Source organism: Dyadobacter sp. (assembly GCF_039919315.1).
GTDB lineage: Bacteria > Bacteroidota > Bacteroidia > Cytophagales > Spirosomataceae > Dyadobacter.
The window spans coordinates 1-14359 of sequence record NZ_JBDSFX010000015.1; the positions used below are offsets into that span (position 1 = coordinate 1).

Sequence of the window (14359 nt, forward strand, 5' to 3'; positions counted from 1 at the left end):
GTAGCGTTTTTCGTATCGGCTGAGCCAGTCCATGAGGCGGTTCACATCCTGCATTCTGAAAAGTTCGCTACCGGAATTCATGGTGGCAGCTGAGCCACAAGCCACTCCCATCCGTACAGCTTCACGATAAGATTTACCTTGAGAAAGTGTCCAGACGATGCCTGCAAGCATACTGTCGCCCGCACCGACCGTACTTTTGGGCTGAACCGGCGGGGCAGGGATATGCTCAACCTGATCTTCTGTAACCAGTATGGCGCCCATTGCGCCCATTGAAACTACCACGATCTCGCATTGCCCACGTATGATGAGGGCTCTCGCGGCGTCGTCCACCTCGTCCATTTCAAGCTTATCAACGCCTACCAGCTCACTTAGCTCGGTAATGTTGGGTTTAAGGAGGTAAACTCCCGCCTCGGTAGCATAGCGAAGTGCGTCGCCGGAGGTATCTGCAATGAAACGGGCTCCCTGGTTGTGGGCGATTTTGGCAATTTGTCCATAAAAATCTGCCGGTACCCCAGGAGGGAGGCTTCCGCTGGCGATAATATAGGATGGTTTCGGATCCAGCTCTTCCATGGTTTCCAGAATGGCGCGAACCTCGGTCGGCATCATTTCCGTTCCGGGCATTCCAAACCGGTATTGAAATCCGGTACTGGTTTCGAGCACGTGAAAATTCTCGCGCGTCCATTGTTTGGTTTCAATGACCATGGTCTCGACGCCTTCGCTTTTTACGAGCTTATGAAGGCGTTGACCGGTTGGGCCGCCGATGGTGAAGATCGCGACCGGGTTTCCTCCTAATCTATGAATGGCTTTGGCCACATTGATCCCTCCGCCTCCTGCCTCAAAATTCGGTGTCTCGCAACGCAGTTTATTATCGGGTACGATGCGTGCGACATTAGAGCTTTTGTCAAGAGCAGGATTTATTGTGAGGGTTACAATCGGTCCGGTTGCCATAGAAGTACGGTTTTCTGAGTTAAAACCAACAGAATAGAAAAAGCCTGTTGAACTAATTTACGCGAATAAAAGAAAAAAAGCGGTGTTCTCAGCGTTCACGTCAATTTCTTCACACAGTAAGCAGTCGTAAACTCTAAAATTGCCCGTCAGTAATGTCCCATCCGCCGTCCACAGTGAGTATCTGGCCTGTCGTAAATTTAGAATAATCAGACATTAAATAAACCGTGGCGCCGTCCAGATCCGTCGGTGTGCCGTACCGACCGCCATCCAACGGTTGCTTGCTGACAACAAATTTGTCGGCCTGGTCATTTTTATCCTCCGAGCTTTCCAATATACCGGGCGAGATCACATTGACACGAATATTTTTTGAAGCGTAAGAAGCTGCAATGGATTTTGAAAAACCAATCACGGCCGATTTAGCAGTAGCATAGGCATGATTGGCAAAATGACGCGAAGCTGGCGAAAATCCTAGTACCGAGCTCATATTCAGGATCGTACCTCCTTTATTCATTCCCATAAATGTCCGGATCGCCGCCTGGTTCGACAACATAAGGGACGTCAGGTTGAGATCAAGCGTCTTATTCCAGCCTTCCAGTGACAGATCATGTAACAGTCCGTCGCCAAATTTTTCACCACTACCGCCGGCTACGTGATAAAGGCCGTCGAAGCTTCCGAACTCTCTGATACAAAGCTGGATAGCATCCAATGCAGTTTGTGGGTGAGTGGCATCGCCTTGTTTAGCACGAGCAGTATGGCCCAGATGCAGCTCGGCAACGAGGCAGTTTTCAGGATTCCGGCCTACTACGACCACATTTGCACCATTTCTTACAAAAGCTTTGGCAGCAGAAAAGCCCAGCCCAGTCGTTCCTCCAATAATTACAATAGACTTATTTGCTAACCAATTTTCCATTCTCTGATTCAATTTTCCTGCAAAATAGGGCTATTGATATAAAAAATGAAACGACCTGTGCCCACTTTGGGAACACAGGTCGTTTGAAAAAATGATTATTGCCGTTTAGGCCACGGAGCGCAATAGTGCCATCGAAGATTTATCAAATTTATCTTTCGCGTAGTCCAGAGAAAGAGTAAATTCTTTGACATCTTTTTGTGAAGGCAGGTCAAACATCGCGTCGGTCATGATCGATTCGCAAATCGCCCGCAACCCACGTGCTCCAAGTTTATAAGTCATCGCCTGGTCTACAATAAAGTCCAGAACTGCTTCTTCGAAATGCAATGTAATGCCTTCCATCGCAAATAATTTGCTGTACTGCTTCACCAAAGCATTTTTAGGTTCAGTCAGGATGCGACGCAAAGTTTCGCGATCCAATGGGTTCAAATGGGTAAGTACCGGAAGACGGCCGATCAATTCAGGGATTAGCCCGAAAGATTTAAGGTCCATTGCCGTCACATAACGCATTAGATTGCCTTTATCAAAAATTTCAATGATCCGGTTATCGCCTGAAAACCCGATCGGCCGGGTATTGATCCTTTTACCGATATGTCTTTCGATACCGTCAAAAGCACCTCCGCAAATGAAAAGAATGTTTTCAGTGTTAAGTGTGATCATTTTCTGGTCCGGGTGCTTGCGTCCTCCTTGTGGCGGTACATTCACAGAAGAACCTTCAAGTAATTTCAAGAGCGCCTGCTGAACACCTTCTCCGCTCACATCACGTGTAATGGATGGATTATCTGATTTGCGGGCGATTTTATCTATTTCATCAATGTAAACAATGCCACGCTCGGCAGCCTCAACATTGTAATCTGCGGCTTGCAGCAGACGTGTAAGAATCGTTTCAACGTCCTCACCGACATAACCGGCTTCTGTTACAACGGTAGCGTCAGCCACGCAGAAAGGAACCTGTAAAATGCGTGCAATGGATTTGGCGAGATAGGTTTTGCCGGTACCGGTTTCACCTACCATAATGATATTTGACTTTTCAATCACCACGTCGTCATCGGTAGTGGGTTGGTTCAGCCTTTTGTAGTGGTTATAAACTGCTACTGCCAGCGAACGTTTCGCCTCATCCTGTCCAATCACATATTGTTCTAGAAAATGCTTGATTTCGGTTGGAGGAATGGGTTTCAGTTTGGGCAACTTCGTCTTTTTCTCTTTCTTATCTTCCTTAGAACCCAATTCTTCAGTAATTACCTGATGACCCTGCGCAATGCAGTGGTTACAGATATGTGCATCAATTCCGGAGAGTAATAAATCTACTTCGTTTTTTTTACGTCCGCAGAACGAACAACTTACTTGTGCCATTGATTCGATATAAACAGTTATTGGAATTTCCGGTTTGTAATGTTCAGGATTACTGTTTCCAAACCGATATTAAATCGTGAATTCTTTTAACAATAAGACTTAAATTATTGTTTCAAAAATCTTTTGTACCTGAAACGGTGATTACGATTGGTACAAATTTCAAGTTTTTTAGTCGGGATACCAAATTGCTGGCCTACCACATACTAAAAAGCACCCGGACAGACGTGCTGCCGGGTGCTTTCTTGAAAAGAATGATCAATATTATTTGTCTCTCGTCAACACCTCGTCGATCAGACCATATTCTTTTGCTTCTGTGGCTTTCAACCATTTGTCACGGTCAGAGTCAATCGCGATTTGCTCGGCAGACTGTCCTGTGTGGTTAGCAAGGATCTCGTACAGTTCATGACGTAACTTCACGATCTCGCGGGTAGTGATTTCAATATCAACCGAAGTTCCCTGCGCACCACCTGATGGCTGGTGGATCATCACACGGGCGTGAGGAAGTGCCGAGCGCTTTCCTGCCGCGCCGCCTGCCAGCAATACCGCTCCCATGGAAGCAGCAAGGCTCGTACACACGGTTGCTACGTCAGGACGTACATACTGCATGGTATCATAAATCCCAAGACCTGCGTAAACTGAGCCACCCGGGCTGTTAATGTACATCAGGATGTCTTTCTTAGCATCGGCTGATTCGAGGAAAAGAAGCTGGGCAACAATGATGTTTGCGATATTATCGTCCACTCCCGTTCCCATAAAAATGATACGGTCGGCCATTAAGCGTGAAAAAACATCCACTTCACGGAAGTTCATCGGACGCTCTTCGATCACCGAGCGGGTCATGTTATCAATGGTGTGGTTTACGTAACCGTCTACTGTAAGACCATTCATTCCTAGGTGGTGAACGGCATATTTTCTAAATTCATTTCCGTGATTCATCGATAAACTTAAATTTTAATTGAATTTATATTTAAAGGGCAGATAACTGAAAGAACAAAAAGTAATTTATGTTAGTTTCTGTTTATAATCCCGCTTACTGATTCTTTACTTGACACAAATTTGACTAAATCATTGAATAATCCTTGTCTATTCTTGTGATAAATTATCGAAAATTGCGAGGATCAGTTGAGAAGGTGGTGATTACATTGCATTATAAATTGGTTTTACAACGGAATAACATACAGTAGCATATGAATGTTGCATCTAACTTATCAGAGAAAATAAGGCAAATCCGAATGCAAAAAGGCCTTTCCCAAGAAAATATGGCTGATATGCTCGGTTTGTCTACCACGGCCTATGGCGATATGGAACGGGGCCGGACGGAACTATCAGTTTCCCGCCTTGAAAATGTCGCCAAGTTGCTGGACGTACCGCTGCATGAATTGCTGGGCTTCGACGCGATGTCCATATCGGAAACGGAATGGTTGCGGCAGGAAAACACGAGGATACTGGCCGAAAACAGAAGATTGCAGAATGAGCTGGATCAGTGGAAGATTAAGTTCAGGCAATGGTTTGGAGAAGGCATTGTCCGCGAGATAGGAGAGGGAAGAGAAAGAATCGGCTTCTAAAAAAAACACTGGCCCGCACAAGGCGCCCGAAAACCGAGACGCCCTGTGCGGGCCAGTGAAAAAAAATATTTTATGAATTGGAAGATCAGGCAGCTACTTCTTCGCCTTTTGCCAGTTTCTCAAATTCACTCACTTCGATAGTTTGCTCGTCGGTACTAACCTGGCTGCGGATGATTTCTAAAATTTTGTTATCAAAAACCTGGTTAAAAATGCTAGTATAGTTATCACGCTCTTTGTCAGCAAGGTAACCTTGTGCCACACGGTCAATGGTTTCTTTCATGCTTTCGTCGTCACCATAAATCCCGAATTGGCCTTTCACCATTTCACGCGTAAATGCAAGGATCTCAGGGTATTCCACTTTCACACTTTCTTTATCAGCGATCTTATTTTTGATTAGGCTCAGTTTCAATGATTTCTGGAAATCTTCGAATTGCTCCTCGATCTGCTCGCGGGTAAATTTGCCTTCGTTGGTACGTTCCAGCCAGTCCTTCAAAAAGTCAGCAGGAACCTCGATAGCAATACTGTCAAGCAAAGCAGTTTCGATATCACGACGTAAAAGCGCTTCTGTTTCACGCTCGTAGTTTCCTTTGATGATTTCAAGCACTTTTTCGTTGAACTGCTCTTCGTTTTCAACCTGACCAGCGCCTAATACTTTATCAAACAATTCCTGGTTCAATTCTCCCGGAGCAGAACGGGTTACATCTTCAACGATCAGGGTATAGTCGCCTGAAAGTGCAGCAGTATCTTCTTTTTTCTTACCGGTAACGTGAGCGATTGCCGCTTCATCGTTAAATGTATTTTGGATATCAAACACGATTACATCGTCTTTTTTGACACCGATAAATTTCGAAAGACTGTCTTCCTTAACCTGCTTGGTAGGGATGGCAGTACGGGTAGTGAATTCAGAAGATTCCTGTTTCAATTCACCGAAGATCATATCGCCCAATTCACTCACCTCAGGGTGAAGGCTTTCTGCAAATCTCTCGCGAAGGTTGTCAATTGTTTTAGTCAGTTCATTGTCGTCCACATTGATCGTGTAACGTTTTACAGCAGGAAGCTCTGCAAGATTTACTTCAAAATCAGTTGCAACACCGAGGTCGTAGCTGAATTCAAATGCGCTTGGGCTGTCCCAGTTTACCTCAGCCGCTTTTTCGCGATCAGGAACAGGGTCACCTACTACCTGCAGTTTATTTTCTCTGATGTAGTTGCTCACCGCAGTGCTCAACAGGTTATTCACCTCGTCAACCAAAATGCTTTTACCATACATGCGCTGAATCACATGCGATGGCACCTTACCCGGACGAAAACCTTTCAGATTGACCTTTTTGGAGTAATCCTTGATCACTTTATCAACTTTCGGCTGATAATCTTCTTTGGTCAACGTAACTTTCAGAGAGGCTAATGTTGGCGAATTTTTTTCTAACAAAACTTCCATGTGTCGCTTATGCTAATGGTAAAAACCTTTAAGATTAAAATAGAAAAGAAAAACAAAAATGCCCTCAAAACGAAGTCCTGAGGGCATTTGACGGGTTTAACTTTCGGAGCAGTTCATCTTTCTAAATTGAGATAGGAATCTGACGCCCCGTCATTCCCTTGTAATTTGTACGGGCGGAGGGAATCGAACCCCCACGCCTTGCGGCACTAGATCCTAAGTCTAGCACGTCTACCAGTTCCGCCACGCCCGCTCACTTATACTCCTCTTTCGACGCCTTTTGTCGAATTGGGAGTGCAAAGGTATTCTTATTTTTTAGATACATCCAAACTTTTTTTAAAATTTTATCTTTTGGTAAAACTATATTGAAAAATGTCGCTAAAATTTGTTATTTTGGTGAAGCATACCAATTAGAATATAGCAGTGGAGCAACTCGTTGAATCCCTCACCATTGATCTGGAACAGGAGCGTAAGGATATCCTTAAAAAATACCGCAGGCTATTACGTACAGCCAAGCCTTTTTTAAAGGATAATGATGCCAAACTAATCAAAAAAGCCTTTTATACTTCCGTTGAAGCGCATAAAGACATGCGGCGCCGATCGGGAGAACCATATATATACCACCCGCTTGCCGTTGCCCAGATCGTTGTAGAAGAGATTGGTTTGGGTACAACAGGTATTGTAGCAGCACTTTTGCATGATGTTGTTGAAGATACGGATATGCGTATTGAGGACATCGAACGGCTGTTTGGAAAAAAAGTTGCGAAGATCATTGATGGGCTGACGAAGATCTCAGGAAGGTTTGAATACGGCTCTTCTCAGCAGGCAGAAAATTTCCGAAAAATGTTGCTGACATTGTCAGACGACGTGCGGGTTATCCTCGTGAAGCTCGCGGACCGGCTGCATAATATGCGTACGTTGGATAGTATGCCACGGGACAAGCAGCTGAAAATCGCTTCCGAGACTATTTTTATTTACGCACCACTGGCTCACCGGTTGGGACTTTACAGTATCAAATCCGAGCTGGAAGAACTGTACCTGAAATATACCGAGCCACAGGAGTACCGCGCGATTGCAAGAAAACTAAGAGAAACGAAAGGTATCCGTGATCGCTTCATTGCAAAATTTATGGAGCCGATCGCGCAAGACCTGGAAGGAGCTGGGCTGAACTTTATACTGAAAGGACGTCCCAAATCGATTTATTCGATCTGGAACAAAATGCGGAAGCAAAATAAGCCTTTCGAAGAAATATATGACCTTTTTGCCATCCGGATCGTACTGGAATCTTCGGCGGAAAACGACCGTGAAAAAGCGATCTGCTGGCAGGCGTATTCCATTGTAACAGATCATTATAAGCCAAACCCGGACCGGTTAAAGGACTTTTTGAGCACACCACGTGCTAATGGTTATCAGTCGCTGCACTCCACGGTAATGAGTAAAAGCGGGCAGTGGGTGGAGGTTCAGATCAGGACTTCACGGATGGATGAGATTGCTGAAAAAGGTTATGCGGCTCACTGGAAATACAAAGGTAACGATACCAAAGTGCGGGGTAACATTGAACAATGGATCACGCAGGTGCGCGAGACGCTGGAAAATGGTTTTGGTGATAAAACAGCTGCTATCGAGTTCCTTGACGAGTTCAGGAGCAACTTTTTCAATGAGGAGGTGTTTGTTTTTACACCAAAAGGAGAATTGAAAGTATTGCAAAGCGGTGCCACGGCGCTTGATTTTGCATTTGATATACATTCTGAAGTAGGGGCGCATTGCATGGCAGCCAAAGTGGGCGGGATACTGGTGCCGATCAGTTATGTGCTCAATAATGGTGATCAGGTCGAGATCATTACCTCTGGGAAACAGAAGCCTAATGAAGACTGGCTGCGGATCGTGGTTACCTCCAAAGCCCGGGCGAGGATCAAGGATTTTCTCAAAGAAGATAACCGCCGTTATGAGACTGACGGACGGCAGATGGTTGAGAAGAAACTGAAAATTCTTGGCATTGACCTTACCGCTGAGGTTGTGAACCAGCTGCGTGCTTTTTTTGAATGTAAAACTGCCGCTGACTTTTTTTACAGGATTGGGAAAGGTTACATTCAACTGGATGAATTAAAGAGATTTAAGCGCGATAAGGAAGCGAAGGAGCGTAAGACTAGCGATAATAATGCTAATGCACCTGCCCCAGGCGGCGGAAGCGGAGATGGAAAAACGCTCACTAAGTTTTTGAAGCATATCCACGGTGATCGGGCCGACAGCGATACTTTGCTGATCGGTGATGACATGGATAAGATCGATTATAAATTGGCCCCATGTTGTAATCCGATTGCCGGTGACGACGTTTTTGGTTTTGTGACCATTAATGAAGGCATCAAAATCCACAGGACTACTTGCCCCAATGCAGCGGAACTGATGTCCAAGCATGGTAACCGCATCATTAAGGCCAAGTGGGAATCAAGCAAAGATGAGGCATTTTTGGCCGGACTTTATCTTTCGGGAACGGATCGCGTAGGCCTGGTTAATGACGTGACGAGGATTATTTCCAATGAGCTGCACATCAATATGAGGGGATTGACCATTGATACAAAAGATGGTGTTTTTAATGGCGATATCAAGCTTTACGTGCAGGATACACGACATTTGGACATTCTGATCGGGAAGCTTGAACACGTAGAAGGAGTATATAATGTGCAAAGATTTGATACCAATCTCAGCGGCAAATAACCGATTGAACCATTACGATCGGCAAATGTTATTGAATTGGTATTTAACAGGATAGTCTAAGTAAGACTTCCGCAGTAACTGTGATTTAAGTAAAAAAGCGTATTTTCGCGCAAGAATATCAGAGATATGCCACAAGCCAGCAAACCAAATTTCGAAGCCGCAAAGAAAATCTTAACGGCTTACCTGGAAAACAAAGGACTACGTAAAACACCTGAGCGTTTTGCGATATTGGAAGAGATCTACACCAGGGAAGATCACTTTGATGTAGATGAACTCTATATCAGCATGAAAAATAAACGCTATCGGGTAAGCCGCGCTACTGTTTATAACACATTGGATGTACTGGTTGATTGCGACCTGGTTACCAAGCATCAGTTTGGAAAAAACCTGGCCCAGTTCGAGAAATCCTATGGCAATAAACAGCATGACCATTTAATCTGTACGGACTGCCATAAAGTAATGGAGTTTTGCGATCCACGGATCCAGTCGATTCAGAACATGGTAGGAGAAATGCTGAATTTCAGCGTGATGCACCATTCGCTTATTTTTTATGGAAACTGCACTAAGGAAAATTGCCAGAACCGGAATGAAATGGCCCAGGAAGCTTCGGCGGTATTCGAAGACCGATAATGCATTATCATCAGGACCGGCAGGTACCTTCTCCCGGTCCAACCTTACACCATATTTAGTTTCAGTAATCAAAAATTGAATGAAAGTTGACGTACTACTTGGTCTTCAATGGGGAGACGAGGGAAAAGGTAAAATTGTGGATGTTCTGGCACCACGTTATCAGGTTGTAGCCCGTTTTCAGGGTGGACCTAATGCCGGGCATACATTGGAATTTGACGGGATCAAGCATGTTCTGCACCAGATTCCTTCCGGTATTTTTCGCAGCGATATCCAAAATATCATTGGGAATGGTGTTGTGCTGGATCCAATTGTTTTTAAACGAGAAATTGAAAATCTGGCAAAATACAACCTGGACCTGATCAGTAACTTATTTGTTTCCAAAAAAGCATCGATCATCGTTCCCACGCACGCTTTGCTGGATGCAGCATACGAGCGCTCGAAAGGTGATTCCAAGATTGGTTCAACCTTGCGTGGAATTGGTCCGGCTTATCAGGATAAAGTAGCAAGATTAGGCCTGCGTGTTGGAGATGTGCTTTCTCCGAACTTTGCAGCTAAATACAAAAAGCTGGTTGATGCACACAAAGTAATTTTAGATTTCTATTCTTTCGATTATTCCGAGGTACTTCCAAAGTCAGAAGAGAATTTCTTTGGAGCAATCGAATTCATGAAGCAATTCTCGTTAGTTGATAGCGAATATGTTGTAAATGAAGCATTAGCAAACTCGAAAACTGTTTTAGCAGAAGGTGCACAAGGTTCTTTGCTTGACATTGATTTCGGATCTTATCCATTCGTGACAAGTTCTACCACCATGGCAGCCGGTGCTTGCACGGGTCTAGGCATTGCTCCAAGCCAGGTAGGAGAGGTTTTCGGGATATTTAAAGCTTATTGCACACGTGTGGGAAGCGGCCCGTTCCCTACTGAACTATTGGAGGAAACGGGTGAGAAAATGCGTCAGGAAGGCCGTGAATTCGGCGCTACTACCGGGCGTCCCCGTCGCTGTGGCTGGTTGGACCTGCCTGCATTGAAATATGCCATTATGATCAATGGTGTTACGCAGCTGATCATGATGAAGGTAGATGTCCTGACGGTTTTTGATAATATCCGCGTTTGCACCAACTACCGTCTTCCCGATGGCACGTTGACTGACCACCTTCCATACGACCTGTGTGATGAAACAGTTGTACCGGTGTACAAAGATTTTGAAGGCTGGCAGACATCATTGGATGGTATTCATGATTTTGATGCTATCCCACAAGAATTAGTGGCTTATGTGAAGTTTTTGGAAGAGGAGTTGAAATTGCCAATCACATTCATTTCAACAGGACCAGACAGGGAGGCATTAATAAGCCGGGAGGCTTCGACATTGTCGGTTTAAGCAATTTGTCACACTGAGCGGAGTCTAAGTGCATATGCACTTAGACTCCGCTCAGTGTGACAATCTAAATAATGTCGGCCACTCAGGTTGACAAATTTTATTACTAAGCCAGCAAATTCAACACATCTTCCCTACTTAGCGACTTAATAAAACCTTCTTCATTCGAAATCAGGTCGTCGGCTAGCTGCTTCTTGGTTCTCTGCAATGCCAGAATTTTTTCTTCTACAGTATTCTTGGTAATAAACTTATAGGTGAAAACCGTTCTGTCTTGCCCGATTCTATGCGCCCTGTCCACGGCCTGAGCTTCTATGGCAGGATTCCACCATGGGTCCAGGATAAATACATAATCCGCGGCGGTAAGGTTAAGCCCCAATCCGCCGGCTTTTAGGGAAATCAGGAATATTTTAATGCCCTCATTATTCTGGAAAGTTTCTACCTGCTCCTGGCGGTCTCGGGTAGAGCCATCCAGGTAGGCATAGGTAATCTCTTTTTCGTCGAGATAGGAGCGAAAAAGATCCAGGTGTTTGATGTATTGGCTGAATATCAAAATTTTGTGATCCTCGCTGATGACCGTTTGCATCTTGTACAGCACGTCTTCAAATTTCCCGGAGCCGTGCGCATATTCAGGATTAACCATTAACGGATGGTTGGCAAGTTGTCGCAGCTTGGTAAGTCCCTGTAAAACAACCAGCTGAGACTTAGATATTCCGTCCGTATCAATACTTTGCAGGATGAGATTTCGATAGTAGGCTTTGGCTTCTTCGTAAGCCTTTTCCTGTTCTTCCGACATATCACAGTACTGGATGCTTTCCACCTTTTCAGGCAGATCAGTAGCGACCTGCGATTTTAGGCGCCTCAGAATAAATGGTTTGATGAGATTGTAAAGCTTCTTTGTCTTTTCTTCATCACCTCTTTTTTCAATCGGGATCTGAAATTCGTCCCGAAAAAATGACTGACTACCAAGTAGCCCGGGATTCACAAAAGACATTTGAGACCATAAATCCAATGTGTTATTTTCAATCGGAGTACCAGTTAGTACGAGTCGCTGGGCAGAATTTAGCTTTCTGACAGCTTTGGTAATAATGGATGCGGGATTTTTAATGGCCTGCGATTCGTCCAGGATCACATAGTTGAACCGGTAGTCTTCCAGTATGTCAATGTCCAGCCTGACAATCCCGTAAGAAGTCAGTATGAGATCGTATTGATCAAACTGCGACGTGTCTTTCTCCCTGCTAGTACCCGTGTACAGCATAACCCTCATTTCAGGCGTGAAACGTTTCGCTTCCAGCTGCCAGTTGTAAAGCAGGGAAGTAGGCATAATGAGCAGTGAAGGTCGGTTGGTACCCGCTTCCTTTTCGTATTGCAGCAATGCAAGCGTCTGCACCGTTTTACCCAGGCCCATATCATCTGCAAGACATCCTCCGAACCGGTATTGCTTTAAAAATTGGAGCCAATCGTACCCTGTTTTTTGATACGGACGCAAAATCCCTTCGAATCCAACCGGCGGCTCGACGGATTCAATGTGGTTGAAATCGCGAAGGTTTTCGAGTTTTCTGCTAATCGTTGCGGTGGCGAGATTTTCTTCTTTCAGTTCCTGAACCAATGCAAGGTGATGCATACGCAAACGCAAATTGTCGTCGTCACCATGATGTTCCGTAAATGAGAAGAATTCCGAATATTTGGTAAACCACCATTCCGGAATCACCGCTACTTCACCATTGGGCAGGATAAACTCCTTTTTTCGGTTCAGTATATAATTTCTGAGTTGGATAAATGGTATCTCAAACTCCCCGAATTTTACTTTTGCGTTGATGTCAAACCAGTCTCTGCCTTCCTGAATCGAAATGTCGAGAGATGAATAGCCCAGAAAATATCGCTTTGCGTCGGCGGTATTTTGTCGTACCAGGATACCGTTTTCAGAAAGCGTGCCCACATTGCTTTGAAGCCATCCGAAAGCCTGAGATTTCGGCATCTGTATCTTGCCGTTTCGCATATTAAGCCCCCATTCTTTCAGCAGCCGCACATGCTGACTTTCAATTTCAATGTTCCGCTTTACTTTATTAAACAGGTAATCATTGCCCTTTTTTTCCATGTGAACGCTGGATGGATGGGCGAAGCTGTCATAATGAAATGAAAAATTGGCATACTGAAATGAAAGATCAAAAGCGACATCATTGTCTTCTTCTTCAATGATGTCGACTTCGTCCGAACCCTGAAAGAGCGCCGGAGCCTTTTTGGAAGCTATTATGTACTCTGAAATAGTCAGTACCGTTTTGGGGGACGAAGACACATTCCGGATTTCAAATCCTCTTGCTACCACATCATACGACGCAATGAGCGGCGCGACAAAACGGCCATAGTACTGCTCCTCAACTTGGCCGGGAATGGCGATGAATTTCTTGGCTAGAAACGGCTTGATCTTTTTTCCATCTACATTGCCCTCGAAATGGTATAAATGTCCATCCAGCACAAGCCAGGCCGGATCTTCACAAATCAGGAAAGCATTTTTATATTGAAAATCAAGCTTTTGAAACTGATGTCTGATCGTCGGGAAGTAATGGGTGTTGTCTTCATTCCGGATAAAATGGAAACGGATCGTGGCTTTTTCAGTTTCCCAGGTGACCGGTTTCCATAACGGATTACCGTCGCTACCCATGATGAACAGGTCTTTGCCGGTCAATCTTTCGAGAATGCGCGCTTTGCAATTTTCCAGATAACCCGCAATCGTTTCCTGGATCACTTTATCGCCTTTCTGCGGATCGTAAACTTTGAGAAAGAAATCGACGGCATTCAGCTTTTTGGTATTAAACTTTCTAAGAACGGCGTCCTGCTGAATATCATCGATCAGCCCGACCAGCTCAAAATCCCTGTTATCGAGTCCCGCGCGGAATTCTTTGATATTTTTGGAAGAAATGTTTTGTATCTGAAATGAAAAGTCGCCCTGATGGTTCAGCTGCACCACAAATGACTCGAAGATGTACCCCAAATACTCATGATTCAGAATTGAATAGACAATCTTAAATGGTTCTGAGGGAGAGACTTTCATTTTTTATCGTTGGCTAATGATGGAGTGTTGATGATCAAAGGGTTGAATGAAATTAAAAGCAGCCACTTTGCAATTTGGAAAACTTCAAATATAGGTTAAATGAGGGCAAAAAAAAAGACCAGCCTGAGCAAGTCTTATGAAATAATTATATAGAATAAATTATTCAATCAAATACATTAAATTCTACAAATTGAAGGATTGAAATTTGGAATAAAAAAAGCTAACAGGGATATGTTAGCTTTTAGAGACTGTAAAATATTGGTACCGGGGACGGGAATCGAACCCGTACGAGCGTTTCGGCTCACAGGATTTTAAGTCCTGCGTGTCTACCAGTTCCACCACCCCGGCATTAACCATTTGTTGGGAAACTTTTGGTACCTATGAGAAA

The 14359-nt window shown here is 44.4% G+C and carries 10 protein-coding genes and 2 tRNA genes; 4 read left to right on the plus strand and 8 right to left on the minus strand.

Annotated elements, in window-relative coordinates:
- The 4 genes from ABIO93_RS04135 to ABIO93_RS04150 all read right to left on the minus strand — a co-directional run.
- The coding region (locus ABIO93_RS04135; protein ID WP_348064737.1) for a 1-phosphofructokinase family hexose kinase at positions 1-948 on the minus strand (948 nt) is incomplete at its 3' end.
- Between the two features lie 133 nt (positions 949-1081).
- Entirely contained in the window at positions 1082-1858 is a 777-nt protein-coding gene (locus ABIO93_RS04140) for an SDR family oxidoreductase (protein WP_348064739.1), read from the minus strand.
- A 105-nt stretch (positions 1859-1963) separates the two neighbouring features.
- Entirely contained in the window at positions 1964-3208 is a 1245-nt protein-coding gene (clpX, locus tag ABIO93_RS04145) for an ATP-dependent Clp protease ATP-binding subunit ClpX (RefSeq protein ID WP_348064741.1), read from the minus strand.
- Between the two features lie 261 nt (positions 3209-3469).
- Entirely contained in the window at positions 3470-4144 is a 675-nt protein-coding gene (locus ABIO93_RS04150) for an ATP-dependent Clp protease proteolytic subunit (RefSeq protein ID WP_348064743.1), read from the minus strand.
- 251 nt (positions 4145-4395) lie between these two features.
- Here ABIO93_RS04150 and ABIO93_RS04155 point away from each other — a divergent pair, with 251 nt between their 5' ends.
- Positions 4396-4773, plus strand: coding sequence for a helix-turn-helix transcriptional regulator (locus ABIO93_RS04155; RefSeq protein ID WP_348064745.1), 378 nt, complete (start codon positions 4396-4398; stop codon positions 4771-4773).
- Between the two features lie 85 nt (positions 4774-4858).
- Here ABIO93_RS04155 and tig read toward each other — a convergent pair whose 3' ends face one another.
- Together tig and ABIO93_RS04165 are read right to left on the minus strand one after the other, a co-directional pair.
- Positions 4859-6208 (minus strand): trigger factor, encoded by a 1350-nt coding sequence (gene tig, locus ABIO93_RS04160; protein ID WP_348064747.1) that lies wholly within the window; start codon positions 6206-6208, stop codon positions 4859-4861.
- 168 nt (positions 6209-6376) lie between these two features.
- Positions 6377-6458 (minus strand) — tRNA-Leu (locus tag ABIO93_RS04165).
- Positions 6459-6628: 170 nt separating this feature from the next.
- Here ABIO93_RS04165 and ABIO93_RS04170 point away from each other — a divergent pair.
- The 3 genes from ABIO93_RS04170 to ABIO93_RS04180 all read left to right on the plus strand — a co-directional run bounded on the left by ABIO93_RS04170 (position 6629) and on the right by ABIO93_RS04180 (position 10925).
- Positions 6629-8920, plus strand: coding sequence for a bifunctional (p)ppGpp synthetase/guanosine-3',5'-bis(diphosphate) 3'-pyrophosphohydrolase (locus ABIO93_RS04170; RefSeq protein WP_348064749.1), 2292 nt, complete (start codon positions 6629-6631; stop codon positions 8918-8920).
- A 126-nt stretch (positions 8921-9046) separates the two neighbouring features.
- A complete protein-coding gene (locus tag ABIO93_RS04175; protein ID WP_348064751.1) occupies positions 9047-9550 on the plus strand; it encodes a transcriptional repressor in 504 nt (167 codons plus the stop codon).
- Positions 9551-9629: 79 nt separating this feature from the next.
- Positions 9630-10925 (plus strand): adenylosuccinate synthase, encoded by a 1296-nt coding sequence (locus ABIO93_RS04180; protein ID WP_348064753.1) that lies wholly within the window; start codon positions 9630-9632, stop codon positions 10923-10925.
- A 103-nt stretch (positions 10926-11028) separates the two neighbouring features.
- Here the strand turns inward: ABIO93_RS04180 and ABIO93_RS04185 are convergent, their stop codons facing one another.
- Together ABIO93_RS04185 and ABIO93_RS04190 are read right to left on the minus strand one after the other, a co-directional pair.
- Positions 11029-13971 (minus strand): DEAD/DEAH box helicase, encoded by a 2943-nt coding sequence (locus ABIO93_RS04185; protein ID WP_348064755.1) that lies wholly within the window; start codon positions 13969-13971, stop codon positions 11029-11031.
- A gap of 259 nt (positions 13972-14230) precedes the next feature.
- A tRNA-Leu gene (locus tag ABIO93_RS04190) sits at positions 14231-14319 on the minus strand.
- Between the last annotated feature and the right edge of the window lie 40 nt (positions 14320-14359).